We start from the raw sequence: 20,226 nt of genomic DNA, 5'->3' as shown, positions 1-20,226 counted from the left end.
CGGGCAAACCCGTTCCCGCACGCTCCTCGAAGCGCAGCAGATCTGCATCCACTCCTTACAGAATCGGCGAAATCAGCCGTGCAATCCGCATCCCCAGTTGTTGTAGCCGATGAGTGTCACGGCTGTCCTCCGCCGTGATTTCCCGAGCCTGTTCAAAGTCCTTGATCAACATGTTCTCGACCTGGTCGGCGAAGCTGCGGTCGACCGTCAACAGGGTGATTTCGAAGTTCAGGCGGAACGAGCGGTTGTCCAGGTTGGCACTGCCGATCGCGCTGATGTCGTCATCCACCAGCACTACCTTCTGATGCAGGAAGCCAGGTTGGTAGCGGAACATGCGCACCCCTGCACGTACCGCTTCGAAGGCAAACAGGCTGGAGGCGGCATAGACGATACGGTGGTCAGGGCGTGACGGAATCAGCACACGTACGTCGACCCCACGCAGTACCGCCAGGCGCAACGCGGCGAAAACCGCTTCGTCGGGAATGAAGTACGGGCTGGTGATCCACACCCGCCGGGTAGCGGAATGGATCGCTTCGATGAAGAACAGCGAACAGGTTTCCTGTGGGTCGGCCGGGCCGCTTGCCAAGGCTTGGCAAAGGACGCCGTCCTCCGGGTAGGCGTCAGGCAGGATCAGCGGCGGCAACTGGCGGGTGGCCCAATACCAATCCTCGGCGAACGACTCTTGCAGGCACGCCAGCACCGGCCCGGTGATCTGCACATGGGTATCGCGCCATGGCGAGAGCTGCGGATGCGCGCCCAGGTATTCGTCGCCCACGTTATGGCCACCGACGAAACCGAGCAGGCCATCCACCACGACGATCTTGCGGTGGTTACGAAAGTTCACCTGGAAGCGGTTGAACCAGCCTCGGCGAGTGGCGAAGGCATGGATCTGCACACCGCCTTCACGCAGGACCTGGCTGTAGCTGGCCGGCAGGGCGTGGCTGCCGACCCGGTCGTACAGGACGAATATCTGCACGCCTTCGGCAGCCTTGCGCAGCAGCAGTTGTTGCAACGCTTTGCCAAGGCTGTCGTCATGAATGATGAAGAACTGGACCAGCACCACGTCGCGGGCATTTTCGATGGCAGCGAAGATGGCATCGAACGTCGCTTTACCGTCGATCAGCAGTTTCACCTGGTTGTTGGCCAGGCAGGGCATGCGACCAAGCTTGGGCATGGCACGCAAGGCTGCGTAGCTTTCCGACTCGCGAGCGGTGAGGGCTTCCTCTACCCACGGCCGCCAGTTGAGGTTGGCCATGGCAACGTGCATTTCCTGGTTGGCCTGGCGCCTGGCCTTGATGTAGGCGTAGAACGAGCGCGCACCGAAGACCAGGTAAGGGATCAAGGTGAGGTAGGGAATGAAGAACAATGGCATGGCCCAGGCAATTGCGCCTTGGGCAGTACGCACGGTGAACAGTGCATGCAGTGCCGCGACGATACCCAGCAGGTGGACCAGGCCGAGTAGGTAACCAAAGAAGTAGGGGCTGTGGTAATCCATATGCATCCTGCTTGCCGAGTACACTTGAGTAACAGAACACGTTCCCGCTCTGCCTTGCAACCGGAAGGTGGATTTGGCGTCTAAGGCTCAGCCCGGCCCGGTTGGCCGGCTTTTTTCCAGGAGCGTTCGTCCATGAAGATTCGTCTGCCACTGTTGGCGTTGGCCCTAGGTATGAGCAGCCCGCTGGTGCATGCTCAGATGCTGCAGCCAGGCTTGTGGGAGCTGACCACCAGCAACATGCAGGTCGATGGCAAGCCGTTACCCGACATGGAGTTCATGCTCGGCCAGTTGAAGAACCTGCCACCGGAACAGCGCGCGATGATGGAAGGCGTGCTGGCCAAGCAGGGGGTGACTGTGGGTGGTAAAGGGGTGCGTTCTTGCTTGACGCCAGAGCAAGTGGCAACCAACGACATCCCGCTGCAGGACCCTAAGTCAGGTTGCACCCAGAAGATCACCGACCGCACCGGCAATGTGTGGAAGTTCCAGTTCAGCTGCCCGCGAGCACAGGGCAGTGGCCAGGCGACTTTCCTCAGCGACCGGGAATTCACAACTCAGGTGAACGGTACGTTCAACGCGTCGGGTGTGCAGCAGCGGGGCAGCATGAACACCCGCGCCGTGTGGTTGGGTAGTGACTGCGGTTCGGTCAGGCCGCGCAGCTGATATCCCACTGCCACTGGCTGGCCGCGACAGCATCGTGGGCATGCAGGCTTTCTGCATGTTCCACGCGTAGTTTGAAGGCGGTGCTCCAGTCGATTTGTCGCAACGCCTTGTGCAAACGCCGAGCGGCGTCTTCACAGAACATCAGGTTCTGGCCATTGGCCAAGGCGAAGGCTTGTTCATCGGCGCGCTTCACTGCGGTCTGTACCGCAGTCCCCAGGCTCGCCTCCACGCGATCGATCAGCTCGGTAATTGGCAACTGCTGCTGATTGCTGCGTAGCCTCACCTGGACGTGCGCGCTACTGCGTTGGCTGTGGGGTGTCGCGACGATGCCCTCGGCGCTACCAAGCCACTGCAACACCGCATACTTGTCGACTTGGTCGGTGCTGAAGTCCGCCTGGAACTGTTGCTGGATCAGTTGTCGTGCAAGCGCAGCCGAGCACGGGCAGGTCGACGAGTAGGGAACGCAAACGGATAGTTCCACGTGGAACATTTCTTTCTCAATCTTTGCATCGACCGTTACCGCATAGCTTTTCCAGCCGTGCAAGGGGCTGACCAGAGCGGGCCTTTTCAGCAGATGTTCAAAGCGCAAACGCAGATAGGCTGCAGCAGAAAGCCCGTCATGGCTGTGCAGAAAGTCAGATAACAGCTGGCGAATGACCAGTGGCGTAAGGGGCTGGTGTTCCAGAGCTTCCAGGGCAAGGTAAAGCCGCGACATGTGGATTCCACGTGCGCTGCCGTCCACCAGGCTGACGCCAGCATCCACCGTAGCAGCCGCGATGCGCCCTTCGAAATGGATCGGCAGGGCTATCCCGCACATTCCTACCCAGTTCAAAGGCAAGGTGTGTTCCTGGGCCTGTGCGGCGATGTCGGGGAGCTTGAGCTGGGTCATTTGGCATCCAAACAATTGGTAGGTCAGCGGCAGCCGGCGATCAAACTGCAATGCAGGCTGAAGCGCTGACCACTGGAGCTGGAAACACGGTTCACGGTGGTCCAGCCGATGCGGCGGCTATAACCCACCCAAGCCTCGCCATCGCTGGCCAGGCCGGTGAAAAAGGTCAGCGAGCCGTAGCGGCTGTTGGTTTGCGCCCAAAGGCGACGGCTATTGAAGTCGAAACCACGCAAATAGAACGTGCTGCCTTCACTGCGAACGCTGTAGTAATTGCCCTTGCCGTCCTGGCAGGCGAGCAGTGTCGCGCTGCGGGTACAGAGCGCCAATGGGCCACCCTGTGGCATGGCATACAGTGCCGTGGGCAGGGCGAGCAATAGCAGCACCGAGGCGCGTAGCAGATTCATTTTCATCCTTTGTCAGCACGTATTCATCGAGAACGGCTTGGCGAAATTGTATTGTTACTTTATAACATTGTGCAATGCATCGTTTCGAATGCGCTTCGCCTGAAGAGGTTTCGCCATGTCCAATCGTCTCCCTGTTACTGTGCTGTCCGGCTTCCTTGGCGCCGGCAAGAGCACATTGCTCAACCATGTGCTGCGCAACCGCGACAACCTGCGAGTCGCAGTCATCGTCAATGACATGAGCGAGATCAACATCGACGCCAGCGAGGTACAGCGCAACGTCAGCCTCAACCGTGCTGAAGAAAAGCTGGTGGAGATGAGTAATGGCTGTATCTGCTGCACGCTGCGTGAAGACCTGCTCGAGGAAGTGGCACGGCTGGCCGAAGAAGGTCGGTTCGATTACTTGCTGATCGAATCCACGGGGATCTCGGAGCCGCTACCGGTAGCCGAGACCTTTACCTTCCGCGACGAACAGGGCCGTAGCCTCTCTGACATGGCGCGGCTGGACACCATGGTCACCGTGGTCGATGGCCTGAACTTCATGCGTGATTATCAGGCGGCCGACAGCCTGGCCAGCCGTGGCGAAACCCTGGGTGAAGAGGACGAGCGCTCGATCAGCGACCTGTTGATCGAACAGGTCGAGTTCGCCGATGTGTTGTTGCTGAGCAAGATCGACCTGATCAGCCAGCATCAGCGCGAAGAGCTCATGGCCATTCTGCGTAGCCTTAACGCGCGAGCGCAGATCATCCCCATGGTAATGGGCCAGGTTCCGCTGGCGCGTATCCTGGATACCGGCTTGTTCGACTTCGAGCAGGCCGCCCAGGCACCCGGTTGGTTGCAGGAACTGCGAGGCGAACATGTACCCGAAACCGAAGAGTACGGTATCGCAGCCACTACCTGGCAGGCCCGGCGGCCGTTTCATCCACAGCGCTTTTTCGATTTTATCCACACGCCCTGGCGCAACGGCCGGTTGCTACGTTCAAAAGGCTTTTTCTGGTTGGCCAGCAAGTTCCAGGAGGCGGGGAGCTGGTCGCAAGCGGGCGGGATGATGCGTCATGGGCTGGCGGGCCGTTGGTGGCGCTTTGTTCCGCGCGAACAGTGGCCGCAGGATGTGGATAACACCGCTGCGATCCTGGAAAACTGGACAGCCGAGAGTGGTGACTGCCGCCAGGAGCTGGTGTTCATTGGGCAGAATATCGATTTCGCGGAATTATCCACAGCACTCGATGCATGCCTGTTGACCGAAGAAGAAATGGCCTTGGGACCCATGGGCTGGTTACGCCTGCCCGACCCGTTCGGTCCATGGCAGGAGGAGGCCGCAGCATGATCCCCGTACGCACACCTGTGGATATCTTCCAGGTAAGCGGCGATACACCTCAGGTGCTGACCGAGGTGCTGCAGGACGGCGTCAACCTGGCGGTGTGGCGCCGGCGCTTGCCGGCACAGCTGGAGGACTTTGCCGCGTTGGCCATCAGCCTTGGCCAGCCATTGGCGGACCAGCGCGTTATTGACGTGGACGAGCAGCGAATGCCGGTATTGACCGAGCTGTTGCGGGAAACGGCAGATTTGCACGGCTATGAAGCATTCGTTGCCGATGTGAACTGGCTGCTGGCGGCCTACACCTGCCTGGTGGGTGCACGGCGGGTCGGCTTGCGCTTGCGGGTATTGGCAGGGCCCATGTGCCCACGCTTCCATGTGGATAACGTGCCGCTGCGCTTGCTTACCAGCTACGCTGGCCCGGGCACCGAATGGTTGCCCGTGCAGGCCAATGCGTGTGTCGATTTGCGCACAGCGCAGCCGCCTGTGGATAACATTCAGCGTTTGCACGCAGGCGATGTGGCAGTGCTCAAGGGCGAGAAGTGGCATGGCAACGAAGGCGCTGGCCTGGTGCATCGTTCGCCTCCGGAGCGGCAGGGGCGACTGTTGCTCAGCCTTGACTGGCTGGCCTGACGGCGCATAGTGAGGCATTGCCATCGCCCGAAGCCACGCCATGCTGCAGAATATTCCCACCCATGTGATTGCCGGCCCGCTCGGGGCCGGCAAGACCACCCTGATCCGCCATCTATTGGCCCAACGTCCGCGCAATGAGCGCTGGGCAGTGTTGATCAACGAGTTCGGCCTGGTCGGGCTTGATGCGGCCTTGCTCAGCCGTGACGAGGACGGGATCGCCATCGGCGAGGTCGCGGGTGGCTGCCTGTGCTGCGTCAACGGCATGCCGTTCCAGGTGGGCCTGGGCCGGCTGCTGCGCAAGTCCCGGCCTGACCGGCTGTTCATAGAGCCATCCGGGTTGGGCCACCCGCTGCAGCTGCTTGCTCAGTTGCAACAAGCCCCTTGGGCTGGGGTGCTGGCGGTACAGCCGTTGCTGATGGTCGTGGATGCGCAGTCGATGGTTCGCAACGAACGGCTGGCGGAGGCGCAACAGCAGGCGCTCGATGCAGCGGAATGTATTGTCTTCAACAAGGCCGAGTCGGTAGGTGATGCTTGCAAGGCATCGATAACAGACAGGTTTCCCGGCAAGAAAGTGTTCTGGACGGTCGAAGGGCAGCTGCTCGTGTCGGACCTTCCCACTGTCCTCACCAGTGCGGCTGCCAATGCCCTTGTGGATAAACTGATCCCCGACAATAGGGTGGTGCCCCCGGCACTCTGGACAGACCCTGGCCAGCCGATCTGCCTCGCCCAGCAAGGAGAGGGAGGTTGGAGCATCGGCTGGCGCTGGCATCCCGGCCAACGATTTTATCCACAACGGCTGCTGGCATGCCTGCACGCCTGGCCATGGCGGCGTGCGAAAGGGGTTATCCACACCGTGGAAGGCTGGCAATCATTCAATGGCCTGAACGGCGACATGCCCATCTGGCAGCCCAGCGACTGGCGCCGGGATACCCGCATCGAGCTGATTTTCGACCAGCCTCAGTCGCAGCCCGCGTTACAGGCCGGTTTAAACGGATGCCGCGTCAGCTGATCAGTGGCGCCAACGGTTGTGCTCCTGGCGCCACTGCTGCATCTCGATGACATTGTCGGCGCGTGGAGGGGTCTTGATTTCGAACGGATAGGGCGCCAGTTCGATCTGCACGCTATGGGCGCCGAACTGGGTTAGGGTACCGGGGTGGCGTTGCTCACCGGTAACCGTGAATTCGAAGGCATAGACGCGCGCCAGGCGCTTGCGGCCATTGGCGTCACGGACAAAGGCGATGCGCTTGAGCGCGACGGCATCGTCGAGCAACTCGAGGTCGAGTTTGGCGCAGTGCTGCTTGACCCGCTCCAGGGCTTTTTCACGCAAACCGTGGTTGTGCCACAGCCAGGCGCCTGCCGTGGCTACCAGCATCAGGACTAAGAGGTTTTCCAGGGTCAACATTTGCATCTGCTCCAAACAGGTCGATCCAGCTTAACTGCGTCCCTGGCCTGTCGTACAGGTGGCAATCGAGTCCATACTGCGTTGCGCACAATCCTTGAAACAGCTTTGGAAATCTCCCGCATGAAACGTACTCCGCACCTGCTCGCCATCCAGTCCCACGTGGTGTTCGGCCACGCCGGCAACAGCGCGGCGGTGTTCCCCATGCAGCGTATCGGGATCAATGCCTGGCCGCTCAATACCGTGCAGTTCTCCAACCACACACAGTATGGCCAGTGGGCGGGTGAAGTGCTTGCTCCGGCGCAAATTCCTGCGTTGGTGGAAGGCATTTCCAACATTGGCGAGCTGGGCAATTGCGACGCGGTGTTGTCTGGCTACCTGGGCAGTGCCGAGCAAGGCCGGGCGATTCTGGCGGGTGTCGCGCGGATCAAGGCAGTAAACCCAAAGGCTTTGTACTTGTGTGATCCTGTCATGGGGCACCCGGAGAAGGGCTGCATCGTGCCGGCGGAAGTCAGCGAGTTCCTGCTCGATGAAGCGGCCGCCGCGGCTGACATCCTGTGCCCCAACCAGTTGGAGCTGGACAGCTTCTGTGGGCGCCGTGCGCAGTCGCTGGAGGACTGCGTGGGCATGGCGCGCAGCTTGCTGCAGCGCGGGCCGCAGGTAGTACTGGTCAAGCACCTGGCCTACCCGGGGCGGGCCGAAGACCAGTTCGAGATGCTGCTGGTGACCGCTGAGCACAGCTGGCACCTGCGTCGCCCGCTGCTGGCGTTCCCGCGGCAGCCGGTTGGGGTGGGCGACCTGACCTCGGGCCTGTTCCTGGCCCGCGTGCTGCTCGGCGACAGCTGGCTACAGGCGTTCGAATACAGCGCTGCGGCCGTGCACGAAGTGCTGCTGGAAACCCAGGCCTGCGCCAGCTACGAGTTGCAACTGGTGCGGGCCCAGGACCGCATCGCGCACCCACGGGTGCGCTTCGAGGCACAGCTGCTGACGCTTTAAATGGCGTCGGTCTTCAGGTCCTGGTAGCGCTTTTCCAGCTCCTGGCGGATCTGCCGGCGCTGCTGGCCCTGCAGGAAGCGGCGCTTCTCCTCGCTGCTTTGCGGCTGGCGGGGTGGTACCGGTACCGGGCGACGGTTATCGTCGACCGCGACCATGGTGAAGAAGCAGCTGTTGGAATGGCGCACCGAGCGTTCGCGAATATTCTCGGTCACCACCTTGATGCCCACCTCCATCGAGGTGTTGCCGGTGTAGTTGACCGACGCCAGGAAGGTCACCAGTTCACCCACGTGTACCGGCTCGCGGAAGATCACTTGGTCGACCGACAGGGTGACCACATAGCTGCCGGCATAGCGGCTGGCGCACGCATAGGCCACTTCGTCGAGGTACTTGAGCAGGGTGCCGCCGTGTACGTTGCCAGAAAAGTTGGCCATGTCCGGGGTCATCAGGACGGTCATGCTCAGCTGGGCGTTTCCAGGTTCCATAGTGTGCTCACGGTGAGGTTGCGCTGAATCGGGCGAATGGGGCCGTTGGGGATCGTTATCTGAAGACACTTCTTTTCCCCTCATTTGAATTAGCCGTCCTGCTACGGGACGCTGGCTGACGCGCCATCGTCACGCTGATCATGCCATCAGCGGCGCTTTTCCTGCCGATCTGTTTCTGCATATTGCACCGGCTTTTTGCGGCGGAGTGCGATGTTAACCTGACCATGCCCATGCAACATGGCCACATTCTGCATCCACAACAGTATGAACGCGCTGCTCGCAAAAGGCTGCCCTGGTCGAGGAGCGGTCTGCTCTGGCACCCGCCAAAGGACGAAAAAAGGGAGTATCACGCCATGCATGCCATCAGCTTCATCCAGGACCTGGCAGTGATCATGCTGGTCGCTGGCGTGGTCACCGTTGTCTTTCACCGCCTCAAGCAACCTGTCGTGCTGGGTTACATCGTCGCCGGTTTCATCATCGGCCCGCACACGCCTCCGTTTGGCCTTATTCACGATCAAGACACCATCAAGACCCTTGCCGAGCTGGGTGTGATTTTCCTGATGTTTTGCCTTGGGCTCGAGTTCAGCCTGCGCAAGCTGTTCAAGGTCGGCGCTACCGCCTTTATCGCAGCGTTCCTGGAAATCGTGCTGATGATCTGGATCGGTTTCGAGATCGGCCGCTGGTTCGGCTGGAACACCATGGATTCGCTGTTCCTGGGGGCCATCCTGGCAATTTCCTCGACCACCATCATCGTCAAGGCGCTGAATGACCTGAAAATGAAGAATGAGCGCTTCGCCCAGCTCATCTTTGGCGTGCTGATCGTCGAGGACATTCTCGGCATCGGCATCATTGCCTTGCTGTCGGGCATCGCCGTCAGCGGTACGGTCAGTTCGGGCGAGGTGTTTTCCACCGTGGGCAAGCTGTCGCTGTTCATGATCGTCGCGCTGGTCATCGGCATCCTGTTGGTACCGCGGCTGCTGGCTTACGTGGCCAGGTTCGAGAGCAACGAAATGTTGCTTATTACCGTGCTAGGCCTGTGTTTCGGCTTTTGTCTGCTGGTTGTGAAGCTCGAATACAGCATGGTGCTGGGCGCGTTCCTGATTGGCGCGATCATGGCCGAATCGCGCCAGCTACTGGCAATCGAGCGCTTGATCGAACCGGTACGCGATCTGTTCAGTGCCATCTTCTTCGTCGCCATCGGCCTGATGATCGACCCTCTGGTGCTGGTCAACTACGCCTGGCCGATCGTGGTGATTACCCTGGCAGTGGTGCTGGGCAAGATGCTGTCCTGTGGCATGGGCGCGTTCATTGCCGGAAATGATGGGCGCACGTCGCTGCGGGTTGGCATGGGGCTTTCGCAGATTGGCGAATTTTCCTTCATCATCGCCGCACTGGGCATGACCCTGCAGGTGACCAGCGACTTTCTCTACCCAGTGGCGGTGGCGGTATCGGCAATTACCACGCTGCTGACACCGTACCTGATCCGTGCGGCTGACCCGCTGTCGCGCAAGCTGGGCAAGGCAGTGCCCAACCGTCTGGCGCGGGTGCTGTCGTTGTACGGCGAATGGTTGCGCAGTATCCAGCCACAGGGTGAGGGTGCCATGTTGGCGGCGATGATCCGGCGCATTCTGTTGCAGGTGGGGGTCAACCTGGCGCTGGTTATCGCGGTTTTTTTCACTGGCGGCTATTTCGCCGGGCGTATCGGTAACTGGCTCAGCGAGTGGGTCAGCGATGTCAGCCAGCAGAAAGCCTTGATCTGGGGCGCAGCATTGCTGTTGTCGCTGCCGTTCCTGATTGCCGCCTATCGCAAGCTCAAGGCGCTATCGATGCTGCTGGCGGAAATGGGCGTGAAACCAGAGATGGCGGGGCGGCATACACAGCGCGTGCGCCGCGTGATTGCCGAGGTGATTCCGCTGCTGTCGTTGCTGGTGATCTTCCTGCTGCTGTCAGCGCTGTCGGCGAGCATTCTGCCAACCAGCGAGCTGCTGCTGGTGATTGCCGTGGTGGCAGCGGTGGTGGTGGCTTTGCTGTGGCGCTGGTTTATCCGGGTGCACACACGGATGCAGATCGCCTTGCTGGAGACGTTGGAGCACAGTCGCGAGAATTCGCATTGAGCAAGGCAAGGCTCTCTGCGCCAACTTCACCGTCGTCCGAGGGGATGGAGCGGTAGCGATGTCGCCAGGCGCAGAAAGCCTGGCGATGTTAACTGCATCAATGGCACTGAGCCATAATTTTGCGACTGCGATCAGCTCTCCAGCCAGACATCCCGCGCCCAGTGCCAGACAGACTCCCAGCTGTCTTCACCGATACTTTCTTCTTCGGCATCCCACAGCACCACGGTGCCGTCTTCTTCGACACAGTAGTAGTTGTCGCCATCCTGGCACAGTGGAATAAGGTCGCGCGGCACGCCGGCATCCCAGGCGTTGGCAGCGACCTCGGGCAGGTAGGTGTGCGACTGTGGGTCGGTGACGGTCACCGGCTCCAGCGAGCCGTACACCACGTCGCTGACGGTCAGCAGAAACTCTTTGAACACGAACGGAATGTTGATGAACAGCTCTTCCTCGATTTCGACCAGCAGGTCCTCGTCGGGAAGCTCGAGCGGCACCGGCACTGGCTCATTGGCTTCACGGAGTTGTTCGATCACTTCTTCCACGGTTCACTTCCTCTGACCTAGATGACAACGCTGCGCGTTATACCCTAGTAGCCCAGTCTGGCAAAAGCAAAAACCCCGGGGCAGCCCCGGGGTTTTTTGTGCAGCACGCAGCGGTTAGCCGTTCTGACGGATACCGGCGACCAGCCAAGGCTGGTTTTCGCCGTGGGCACGGACCATGTGCCAGCTTTCGCTGAACACTTCGCCCTGGTCGAAGCGCGAGCTCTTCGACACGCCACGGAAGGTCAGGGTGGCGTCGGTGCGGTCGGCGCGGTCGTCGACACCGTCCAGTTGCACATCGAGGTTGTCGATGTAGGTGGACTGGAAGCCGTCACCCAGCTCAGCCCGCTCGCGCTTGAGGAACTCGAGCATTTGCGGGGTGACGAATTCGGCGATCTTGTCCATCTCGTTGGCGTCCCAGTGCTGCTGCAGGGCCTGGAAGTGGTTACGAGCGGCAGCCAGGAAGCTTTGCTCGTTGAACCAGGCCGGGGCATTGATCACCGGTGCAGCGGCGGCAGCAGGTGCGGCCGAACCACCGAAGATGGAAGGCTGGGCAGCTTGCGTGTGGGCTTCACGCTGCATCGGCGCGTGGCCTGGCATGGCCATTTGCGGCTGCTGCTGGCGGCGGCGCGCGGCGATGAAGCGGAACACCAGGAAGGCGATGAGCGCCACGATCAGGAAGTCCATGATCTGGAAGCCTTCGAAACCGTCACCCATGAACATGGAGGCCAGCAGACCACCGGCGGCGAGGCCGGCCAGTGGGCCCAGCCAGCGCGAAGCACCGCTGGCGGCCGGCGCGGCGCGGCCAGGTGCGGTCGGCGCGGCAGCAGGCGCAGTTGGCGTGGTTGGCGTGGCTTGACGGGTCTGGTGGATAGGCGCGGAGCCCGAGCTCTTGCCGCCGCCAAAACGCTTGGCGTTGGCGTCCAGGCTCAGCGTCAGGCCGACGCAGAGCGCCAGAGCGATGCTAAGAAAACGTTGCATAAATGGGATATCCCCTGTTGTGGATTGCACGCGCGTCATGGTGCACAGGTTCCCAGGCACATGACCAGCGACATAATGTTTCTAGCTTTTGCCTGGATATTACCAAGCTGGCTGGGACTGGCGCTTGCAGGAGCGGCCTGGTGTCGCGATGGGCTGCGCAGCAGCCCCAGGATTTCGACGTGGGCGCTGAGACTGCTGGGGCTGCTGCGCAGCCCATCGCGACACAAGGCCGCTCCTACAATGGCCGGCGCGGGTTTCAGATGGCTTCGAGCTTGGCGTAGCCCAGCATCAGCCACTTGCTGCCTTCGGCAAAATTCACCTGCACCCGTGCCTGCGCGCCGGAGCCCTCGAAGTTGAGGATCACGCCCTCGCCAAACACTGCATGTTGCACCCGCTGGCCGAGGTTGAAGGTTGTCTGCGGGATATTGGCATTGGCGAACAGGTTGCTGTTGGTAGTGGTCTTGGCCCCACCAAACGGGCGGCTGACACTGTTGGACAGGCGCACTTCCTGAACCAGCCCAGCCGGAATTTCACGTACGAAACGCGACACCTTGTTGTAGGTCTCGCTGCCATACAGGCGACGCGTTTCGGCGTAGGTCATGACCAGCTGGCGCATGGCGCGGGTGATGCCGACGTAGGCCAGGCGGCGTTCCTCTTCCAGGCGGCCGGGTTCTTCCAGGCTCATCTTGTGCGGGAACAGGCCTTCCTCCATGCCCACCAGGAATACATACGGGAACTCCAGGCCCTTGGCGCTGTGCAAGGTCATCAGCTGGATGCTGTCTTCATGCTCGTCGGCCTGGGCATCGCCTGCCTCGAGCGAGGCATGGCCGAGGAACGCCGAAAGTGGCGAGAGGTCGGCGTCTTCTTCGGTGGACTCGAAGTTGCGCGCCGCGCTGACCAGTTCTTCAAGGTTTTCTACCCGTGCCTGGCCCTTTTCACCTTTTTCTTCCTGGTGGTAGATGATCAGCCCGGACTGCTCGATGGTGGTCTGGGTCATGGTATGCAGCGGCATGTCCACAACTTTGGCAGCCAACCCTTCGATCAGCTCGATGAACGCACCCAGGGCGCTGGCGGCGCGGCCTTTCAGGGCCTTTGCCGCCAGCAGCTGGCATATGGCTTCCCACATCGACAGCTGGCTGTGGCGGGCATGCTCACGGATGGCTTCGACGGTTTTCTCGCCAATCCCGCGTGGTGGTACGTTGATCACCCGCTCGAGCGCGGCATCATTGCCACGGCCTTCGATCAGGCGCAGGTAGGCCATGGCGTTCTTGATTTCGGCGCGCTCGAAGAAGCGTTGACCGCCGTAGATACGGTAGGGAATGCGTTCGCGCAGGAGGGCTTCTTCCAGCACCCGCGACTGGGCGTTGGAACGGTACAGGATGGCAATTTCGTTGCGCGCATTGCCCTGCTTGACCAGGCCCTCGATGGTTTCCACCACGTAGCGCGCCTCGTCGTGCTCGTTGTAGGCCGCGTACAGGGTCAGGGGCTCGCCCTCGCCCATGTCGGTCCACAGCTCTTTGCCCAGGCGCCCGCTGTTGTTGGCGATCAGCGCGTTGGCCGCCTTGAGGATGCCACCGGTGGAGCGGTAGTTCTGCTCCAGGCGGATCATTTCGGCGTCAGGGAAATCGGCGGTGTACTGATGAATGTTCTCGATCTTGGCCCCGCGCCAGCCGTAGATCGACTGGTCGTCATCGCCCACCGCCATCAGGCTGTCACCGCCGCGCGCCAACAGGCGCAGCCAGGCATACTGCACGGCGTTGGTATCCTGGAACTCGTCCACCAGTACGTGGCGGAAGCGCCGCTGGTAGTGTTCGAGCAGGCCCGGATGGTCACGCCACAGGTCCAGGGCGCGTAGCAGCAGCTCGGAGAAGTCGATGACCCCGGCGCGCTCACAGGCCTGTTCGTAAGCGGTATAGACGTCGCGCATGGTCGACAGGAACAGGTCGCCACCGGCCTGGATATGCTGTGGGCGCAGGCCTTCGTCCTTTTGCCCGTTGATGAACCACTGGGCCTGGCGTGCCGGCCATTTCTGTTCGTCCAGGCCCAGCTCGCGCATCACTCGCTTGATCAGGCGCTGCTGGTCGTCGCTGTCGAGGATCTGGAAATTCTGCACCAACCGCGCTTCCTGCCAGTGTGCCCGCAACAGGCGATGGGCCAGGCCGTGGAAGGTCCCGACCCACATGCCCGCCGGGTTGATCCCCAGCAGCTGCTCGATCCGCTGGCGCATTTCAGCCGCGGCCTTGTTGGTGAAGGTCACCGACAGGATCGAGTGCGGCGATGCCTGCTCGACCTGGATCAGCCAGGCGATGCGGTGCACCAGCACGCGGGTTTTACCGGAACCGGCGCCAGCGAGCACCAGTTGACGCCCGAGCGTGGCCGCTACGGCCTGGCGTTGGGCATCGTTGAGGGAATTCAGCAGGAGGGAGAGGTCGTCTGTGTGCATCGGGCCATTCTAGGGCGCGGCAGGGGAACGGGCAAACCTCTACTGTATAAATATTCACCTTGCCAGCGGCCGTTCATCGACCTGATGGCAGGCGCCAGGCCGCCGCTCGGGCGGCCCGGCCAACCACGGTTCAGTCGATCATCTCTACGGTGCGTATTTCGCAGCGCTGCTGCGAACCGGCGCAAGTGATTTCCAGCATTTTCCAATGGGTGCCGCCCGCGCGTTCAAACGTCACGGTTTTTTCCGTCAGCACTTGCGGGGCGATCGCGCCGCTGTCCAGCAGTTGCAGCTCCAGCACTTCCCAGCCACCGCGGTGGCGTATCTTGGGTTCGACCAGCACCGGTTCGATAGCTGGGGAAACGACCGTAACGGTGCAATGGACCTTGAAGGTCCTCTCGCCGTTGACGATGTCATTGATTGCAACGAGATTGGCGATGGTAGCCATTAACTTACTCCTGTCCTGGGGTGAAAGTAACGTCAGCGCACTGTCGTCCCTTTCACCGGCCACAGGAGCAGGGTATTGCTTCAGCTATGCCAATGCCTGCCTTGCCTGGCGAGCAGGCTGTTGGCTTGCTCCGGGCCATTGGTGCCTGCCGGGTACGGTCGTGGCGCCTGGAAGTGTTCTTCGCAACCCTTGATGATCGGGTCGATCCACGCCCAGGCCGCTTCCACTTCGTCACGGCGCATGAACAGCGTCGAGTCGCCTTCCAGCACATCCAGCAGCAAGCGCTCGTAGGCCTCCCAGCGGCGGGTCTGGCTGAACACCTGGGCCAGGTTCAGGTCCAGGTCCACCGGCTCCAGGCGCATGCCCTTGCCGGGGCTCTTGGTCATCATGCGCAGGCTGATGCGTTCGTCTGGTTGCAACTGGATCAGCAACTGGTTGACCTGGCCACCCATGAACAGCTCATGGGGCACTGGCTTGAACTGGATGACGATCTGCGACGAGCGCCGTGCCATGCGTTTGCCGGTGCGCAGGTAGAAGGGCACGCCCGCCCAGCGCCAGTTGTCGATGTGCGCCTCGATGGCGACGAAGGTTTCGGTGTCGCTATCGTTGTCGACGTCCTTTTCGAAGTAATAGGCAGGCACCTCCTGGCCACCGATGCGCCCGGCGCCGTACTGGCCGCGTACGGTCTTGTCCTGCACGTCCTGGCCGGTGATGGGCTTGAGGGCGCGAAGGACCTTGACCTTTTCGTCACGCACCGCTTCGGCCTCGAACTGTGCGGGAGGTTCCATGGCCACCAGACACAGCAGTTGCAGCAGGTGGTTCTGCAGCATGTCGCGGATCGCCCCGGCGCGGTCGTAGTAAGCACCCCGGTTCTCGACCCCCAGGGTCTCGCATACGCTGATCTGCACATGGTCGACCTGGCTGTTGCGCCATACCGGCTCCAGCAGGGCGTTGGCAAAGCGCAGGGCCATGAGGTTCTGCACGGTTTCCTTGCCCAGGTAGTGGTCGATGCGAAATACCTGGTTTTCCTCCAGCACCGCACCAATCGCTTCGTTGATGGCGGTAGCCGATTGCAACGAGTGGCCGATCGGCTTTTCCAGCACGATGCGCGCTTCGGCGTCGGCCAGGCCAGCGTTACGCAGGTGGTTGGCAATGGGCACGAACAGGTTGGGGGCGGTGGCCAGGTAGAAGATGCGCGTCAAGCCGCCGGGCTCGCCCAGGTAGCGCGCCAGCCGGCCAAAATCGGCGCTTTGCGAAGCATCCATGGAGAAATAGTCGACCCGCGCGGAAAACCGCCGCCAGACATCTTCGTCGAAATCGTTGCGGGCGATCTGGGCTCGGCAATGGCGTTCGGCGAGCTTGAGATATTCGTTGCGTGGCAGGTTGCGTCGCGCCAGCGCGATGATCCGCACGGCATTGTTCAGACGGGCCTCGCGAAACAGGTGGTAGAGCGCCGGAAGCAATTTGTGCAGGGCCAGATCGCCGGTGCCGCCGAAAACCAGAATGTCGCAAGGAATAGTCAAACCACCACTCTCCACGTTCGTTTAACTGGGCGGGTTGGCGTCCATGTAGTATAACTACAAGAAAGCTACAACCCGGCCAGCCGATCATAACCGAGTCCAGCCTGTGAATCTGTTGCAACATATCGCCCAATCGCGCCACCTGCTGCGCAAATCGGAACTCAAGGTAGCCGACCACGTGCTACTCGACCCGGCTGCCGTCATGCACAGCTCCATGGCCGACCTGGCGCACAGCGTAGGTATCAGTGAACCGACCATCGTGCGGTTCTGCCGTGCCATCGGTTGTTCGGGCTTCCAGGACCTGAAGCTGAAACTGGCACAGAGCCTGGCCGCCGGGGCCAGTTTCGGTCAATTCGCCATCCATGAAGACGACTCGGTTGCCGACTACAGCCTGAAGATCTTCGACACCACCCTGCACACCTTGATGGAAGTGCGTGAGCACCTCGACCCCCAGGCGCTGCAGCAGGCGGTAACCGCCATGGCCCAGGCGCAACGTGTGGAGTTCTACGGCTTTGGCGCCTCCGGTGCGGTGGCGGCCGATGCCCAGCACAAGTTCTTCCGCCTGCTGCTCAGCGCGGCTGCCTACTCCGACCCGCACATGCAGGCGATGTCGGCGGTGACCCTCAAGCCAGGTGACGTGGCGGTGTGCATTTCCCAGTCGGGCCGCTCCAAGGACCTGCTGATTACCGCCAACCTGGTCCGTGAGAGTGGCGCCAACCTGATCACCCTGTGCCCCAGCCAGACGCCGCTGGCCGAACTGTCGACGGTCAACCTGGCAATCGACGTGCATGAAGATACCGAAATCTACACCCCGCTGACCTCGCGCATCGCCCACCTCGTGGTGATCGATGTGTTGGCCATGGGCGTAGCCATGGCGCGTGGGCCGAGCCTGGTCAATCACCTCAAGAGCGTGAAGCGCAGCTTGCGCAGCCTGCGTTTGTCGCCCAAGTCGATCAAGGCTACCGACGACTGAACGCCTGCACCGGCCCCCTTCGCGGGCTTGCCCGCTCCCACAGGTACTGCGCACATTTTGAAATCGGCGCAATCCCTGTGGGAGCGGGCAAGCCCGCGAATGGGCCGGTAAAGACAATGAAATTTCACTGTTTTGTCACCATTCCACAGTCAAACCGTAAACCACCAAGGCCAGTCTGAAACTCCCGCATCCTATCTGGGAGACAGGCAATGGCTCGTGATTACGACGGTACTTACCAACCCAGCGCCAAGGCTCGCAAGCAGCAAGAAAAGGATCAGCGTCGCATGGAATACCGCCGCGCGATCGAAAGCTATTGCGACCAACGTCAATTGCTGCGCGACCTGGTGGACTACCCGGAGCTGCAGGACCTCACGGTCTGGCAGGCATCGGCGGCAATTTCCCCGAAAAACGCTCAACCAGGCCGCTGATCAGCGCACGTTCGCTACGGATGAACGCCAGGAAGGCCAAGGCAACCGGCGACTGCCGTTTGGCCTTGGACTGCACCACGCACCAGCTGCGGTACAGCGGTAGCTCCTCTACCGGCAGCTCCTTCAGCACACCGGTGGCCAGCTCAAGGTTGACTGCATGGCGGGTGAGCAGGGCAATACCCAGGCCGGCGATCACGCATTCACGCTGGGCGTCGGCCGAGGCCACTTCCAGGGTCTGGGTGAAGTGCACACGCTTGTCCTTGAAGTATTCCTCGCAGGCCTTGCGTGTACCTGAACCTTGCTCGCGGACCAGCAGCGTATGAGGTTCCAGATCCTGCAGGCGCAGTCGTTCCAGTTTGCACAGCGGATGCTCGGGTGGCGCCACCGCGACGATCGGGTTGTTGAGGAACGGCAGAAACTCCAGGCCCATGTCCTGCGGCACCATGGACATGATGATCAGGTCGTCGCGGTTGTCGGAAAGGCGGCGGATGGCCTGGGCGCGGTTGACCACGGTCAGGGTCAGGTTGACCTCCGGGTGGCGCTGCTTGAAGGCGGCGAACAGGTGTGGCACGAAGTACTTGGCGCTGGACTCGATCGCCAGTTTCAGTTGCCCCTGGAGTGAGCCCTGCATATCCGACAGCTGCATGTCCAGGCTCTCCAGGCGGCCGAATATGTCGCGGCTGGCGCGTTGCAGGGCTTCGGCCGCTTCGGTCAGGTAGAGCTTCTTGCCTACGTACTCGAACAGTGGCTGACCGATCAGCTCTTCGAGTTGACGGATCTGTAGACTAACGGCGGGTTGTGTCAGCGCCATCTCTTCCGCAGCGCGGCTGTACGAGCGCAAATCGCACACCTCGTTGAAGATCTGCAGTTGACGCAATGTCATACGCATCAATGACTTACGCATTCTTGCCCCGCCCTCGGCAATACCTTGTTACTGCACCATAAGCTTTTACTAATACAGCGTCTAACAAATATTGATTTTTGTTTATCGACCTACAGCGCTAGGGTGAATGTGCGACTGGCCAGCGACGTCTGGTCACGCGCCGACCGGTAGAACCGGCTCGACTGTTCCTACGGCTTTGGGAAGACTCCAGTGATAAAAAAAATCCTGATCGCCAACCGAGGTGAAATCGCAGTGCGCATCGTGCGTGCCTGCGCCGAGATGGGCATTCGCTCGGTAGCGATCTATTCCGATGCCGACCGGCATGCGTTGCACGTCAAGCGCGCCGACGAAGCCCACAGCATCGGTGCCGAGCCGCTGGCCGGTTACCTGAACCCGCGCAAGCTGGTCAACCTGGCTGTGGAAACCGGCTGTGATGCCTTGCACCCGGGCTACGGTTTCCTCTCGGAAAACGCCGAGCTGGCGGAGATCTGCGCCGAACGCGGGATCAAGTTCATCGGCCCGGCCGCCGATGTCATTCGCCGCATGGGCGACAAGACCGAAGCACGCCGTACCATGATCGCTGCCGGCGTGCCGGTGACCCCCGGCACCGAGGGTAACGTTGCCGATATCCACGAAGCCCTGAGTGAAGGTGACCGCATCGGTTACCCGGTCATGCTCAAGGCCACCTCTGGTGGCGGCGGTCGAGGTATTCGCCGTTGCAACAGCCGCGAAGAACTGGAACAGAACTTCCCACGGGTCATCTCCGAGGCCACCAAGGCCTTCGGTTCGGCCGAAGTGTTCCTGGAAAAGTGCATCGTCAATCCCAAGCATATCGAGGCGCAGATCCTCGGTGACAGCTTCGGCAACGTGGTGCACCTGTTCGAGCGCGACTGCTCGATCCAGCGGCGTAACCAGAAGCTTATCGAGATCGCCCCAAGCCCGCAGCTCACCCCCGAGCAGCGTGCCTACATCGGTGACCTCGCGGTACGTGCCGCCAAGGCGGTGAACTACGAGAACGCCGGTACCGTGGAGTTCCTGCTCGCCGATGGCGAGGTGTACTTCATGGAAATGAACACCCGGGTGCAGGTGGAGCACACCATCACCGAGGAAATCACCGGTATCGATATTGTCCGTGAGCAGATCCGCATTGCCTCGGGCCTGCCACTGTCGGTGAAGCAGGAAGACATCCAGCACCGCGGCTACGCGCTGCAGTTCCGGATCAACGCCGAAGACCCGAAGAACAACTTCCTGCCCAGCTTCGGCAAGATCACCCGTTACTACGCCCCCGGCGGCCCGGGCGTGCGTACCGACACGGCGATCTATACCGGCTACACCATTCCACCGTTCTATGACTCCATGTGCCTGAAGCTGGTGGTCTGGGCGTTGACCTGGGAAGAAGCCATGGACCGCGGCCTGCGGGCCCTGGACGACATGCGCGTGCAAGGGGTGAAGACCACTGCCGCGTACTATCAGGAAATCCTGCGCAATCCCGAATTCCGTAGCGGCCAGTTCAATACCAGCTTCGTCGAAAGCCACCCCGAACTGACCAACTACTCGATCAAGCGCAAACCCGAAGAGCTGGCCCTGGCCATCGCCGCCGCCATCGCCGCCCACGCAGGCCTGTGAGGAAC

Annotated in this window: 20 protein-coding genes; 9 read left to right on the top strand and 11 right to left on the bottom strand. The window is 61.3% G+C overall.

Annotation, left to right across the window (positions count from 1 at the left end; all coding sequences use genetic code 11):
• Positions 1–55 precede the first annotated feature (55 nt).
• The gene (cls, locus tag ACJA3S_RS25700) at positions 56–1,495 is read right to left on the bottom strand and encodes a cardiolipin synthase (protein ID WP_406820435.1); all 1,440 of its coding nucleotides are present in this window, start codon (positions 1,493–1,495) and stop codon (positions 56–58) included.
• A 132-nt stretch (positions 1,496–1,627) separates the two neighbouring features.
• Here cls and ACJA3S_RS25695 point away from each other — a divergent pair, with 132 nt between their 5' ends.
• Positions 1,628–2,155 carry a DUF3617 domain-containing protein gene (locus ACJA3S_RS25695; RefSeq protein WP_406820434.1) on the top strand — a complete coding sequence of 176 codons (528 nt, stop codon included), beginning with the start codon at positions 1,628–1,630 and terminating at the stop codon, positions 2,153–2,155.
• Here the strand turns inward: ACJA3S_RS25695 and folE2 are convergent.
• Complete coding sequence (gene folE2 / locus ACJA3S_RS25690) at positions 2,139–3,044, bottom strand: GTP cyclohydrolase FolE2 (protein ID WP_406820433.1); 906 nt, start codon at positions 3,042–3,044, stop codon at positions 2,139–2,141. The genes ACJA3S_RS25695 and folE2 overlap by 17 nt on opposite strands.
• A 23-nt stretch (positions 3,045–3,067) precedes the next feature.
• Positions 3,068–3,448, bottom strand: a complete 381-nt coding sequence (locus tag ACJA3S_RS25685) for a glutamine synthetase (RefSeq protein WP_406820432.1) — start codon at positions 3,446–3,448, stop codon at positions 3,068–3,070.
• A 115-nt stretch (positions 3,449–3,563) separates the two neighbouring features.
• On the opposite strand from ACJA3S_RS25685, the gene zigA reads away from it, so the two are divergent.
• From zigA to ACJA3S_RS25670, 3 genes are read left to right on the top strand one after another with little or no spacing between them, the layout of a single operon-like run.
• Positions 3,564–4,772 carry a zinc metallochaperone GTPase ZigA gene (gene zigA / locus ACJA3S_RS25680; protein ID WP_406820431.1) on the top strand — a complete coding sequence of 403 codons (1,209 nt, stop codon included), beginning with the start codon at positions 3,564–3,566 and terminating at the stop codon, positions 4,770–4,772.
• On the top strand, positions 4,769–5,395 hold the full coding sequence (locus tag ACJA3S_RS25675; protein ID WP_406820430.1) for a DUF1826 domain-containing protein: 627 nt from the start codon (positions 4,769–4,771) through the stop codon (positions 5,393–5,395). Before zigA ends, ACJA3S_RS25675 begins: the two co-directional genes overlap by 4 nt.
• A 40-nt stretch (positions 5,396–5,435) precedes the next feature.
• On the top strand, positions 5,436–6,404 hold the full coding sequence (locus ACJA3S_RS25670) for a CobW family GTP-binding protein (protein WP_406820429.1): 969 nt from the start codon (positions 5,436–5,438) through the stop codon (positions 6,402–6,404).
• Here ACJA3S_RS25670 and ACJA3S_RS25665 read toward each other — a convergent pair whose 3' ends face one another.
• Positions 6,405–6,797, bottom strand: coding sequence for a DUF3301 domain-containing protein (locus tag ACJA3S_RS25665; protein ID WP_406820428.1), 393 nt, complete (start codon positions 6,795–6,797; stop codon positions 6,405–6,407).
• Positions 6,798–6,917: 120 nt separating this feature from the next.
• Here ACJA3S_RS25665 and pdxY point away from each other — a divergent pair, with 120 nt between their 5' ends.
• On the top strand, positions 6,918–7,790 hold the full coding sequence (gene pdxY, locus ACJA3S_RS25660) for a pyridoxal kinase PdxY (protein ID WP_406820427.1): 873 nt from the start codon (positions 6,918–6,920) through the stop codon (positions 7,788–7,790).
• Here pdxY and ACJA3S_RS25655 read toward each other — a convergent pair.
• Positions 7,787–8,272 carry an acyl-CoA thioesterase gene (locus tag ACJA3S_RS25655; RefSeq protein WP_009683536.1) on the bottom strand — a complete coding sequence of 162 codons (486 nt, stop codon included), beginning with the start codon at positions 8,270–8,272 and terminating at the stop codon, positions 7,787–7,789. The two genes, pdxY and ACJA3S_RS25655, sit on opposite strands and share 4 nt — an antisense overlap.
• A gap of 353 nt (positions 8,273–8,625) precedes the next feature.
• Between ACJA3S_RS25655 and ACJA3S_RS25650 the strand changes: the two genes are divergently transcribed.
• Complete coding sequence (locus ACJA3S_RS25650) at positions 8,626–10,386, top strand: cation:proton antiporter (RefSeq protein ID WP_406820426.1); 1,761 nt, start codon at positions 8,626–8,628, stop codon at positions 10,384–10,386.
• Positions 10,387–10,517: 131 nt separating this feature from the next.
• Here ACJA3S_RS25650 and ACJA3S_RS25645 read toward each other — a convergent pair whose 3' ends face one another.
• From ACJA3S_RS25645 to zwf, 5 genes are all read right to left on the bottom strand, one after another.
• A complete protein-coding gene (locus ACJA3S_RS25645) occupies positions 10,518–10,925 on the bottom strand; it encodes an SMI1/KNR4 family protein (protein ID WP_406820425.1) in 408 nt (135 codons plus the stop codon).
• 114 nt (positions 10,926–11,039) lie between these two features.
• A complete protein-coding gene (locus ACJA3S_RS25640) occupies positions 11,040–11,903 on the bottom strand; it encodes a Tim44 domain-containing protein (RefSeq protein WP_406820424.1) in 864 nt (287 codons plus the stop codon).
• Positions 11,904–12,159: 256 nt separating this feature from the next.
• A complete protein-coding gene (uvrD, locus tag ACJA3S_RS25635; protein ID WP_406820423.1) occupies positions 12,160–14,346 on the bottom strand; it encodes a DNA helicase II in 2,187 nt (728 codons plus the stop codon).
• Positions 14,347–14,476: 130 nt separating this feature from the next.
• Positions 14,477–14,791 carry a hypothetical protein gene (locus ACJA3S_RS25630; protein ID WP_406820422.1) on the bottom strand — a complete coding sequence of 105 codons (315 nt, stop codon included), beginning with the start codon at positions 14,789–14,791 and terminating at the stop codon, positions 14,477–14,479.
• Between the two features lie 80 nt (positions 14,792–14,871).
• Positions 14,872–16,314, bottom strand: a complete 1,443-nt coding sequence (gene zwf / locus ACJA3S_RS25625) for a glucose-6-phosphate dehydrogenase (protein WP_406820421.1) — start codon at positions 16,312–16,314, stop codon at positions 14,872–14,874.
• A gap of 103 nt (positions 16,315–16,417) precedes the next feature.
• Between zwf and hexR the strand changes: the two genes are divergently transcribed.
• Both hexR and ACJA3S_RS25615 read left to right on the top strand, forming a co-directional pair.
• A complete protein-coding gene (gene hexR, locus ACJA3S_RS25620; protein WP_011536461.1) occupies positions 16,418–17,284 on the top strand; it encodes a transcriptional regulator HexR in 867 nt (288 codons plus the stop codon).
• A gap of 209 nt (positions 17,285–17,493) precedes the next feature.
• Entirely contained in the window at positions 17,494–17,712 is a 219-nt protein-coding gene (locus ACJA3S_RS25615; RefSeq protein ID WP_170033889.1) for a PA3496 family putative envelope integrity protein, read from the top strand.
• Here the strand turns inward: ACJA3S_RS25615 and ACJA3S_RS25610 are convergent.
• Positions 17,654–18,616 carry a LysR family transcriptional regulator gene (locus tag ACJA3S_RS25610; protein WP_406820420.1) on the bottom strand — a complete coding sequence of 321 codons (963 nt, stop codon included), beginning with the start codon at positions 18,614–18,616 and terminating at the stop codon, positions 17,654–17,656. The two genes, ACJA3S_RS25615 and ACJA3S_RS25610, sit on opposite strands and share 59 nt — an antisense overlap.
• A 189-nt stretch (positions 18,617–18,805) precedes the next feature.
• Between ACJA3S_RS25610 and ACJA3S_RS25605 the strand changes: the two genes are divergently transcribed.
• Positions 18,806–20,221: an acetyl-CoA carboxylase biotin carboxylase subunit gene (locus ACJA3S_RS25605; RefSeq protein WP_016712746.1), complete on the top strand. Its 1,416-nt coding sequence runs from the start codon at positions 18,806–18,808 to the stop codon at positions 20,219–20,221.
• The last annotated feature ends 5 nt before the right edge of the window (positions 20,222–20,226 follow it).

The organism is Pseudomonas sp. KnCO4, assembly GCF_045344305.1.
GTDB lineage: Bacteria > Pseudomonadota > Gammaproteobacteria > Pseudomonadales > Pseudomonadaceae > Aquipseudomonas > Aquipseudomonas anuradhapurensis.
The sequence above is the reverse complement of the archived record's forward strand: the minus strand, read 5'-3'. Positions and strand labels throughout refer to the sequence as shown.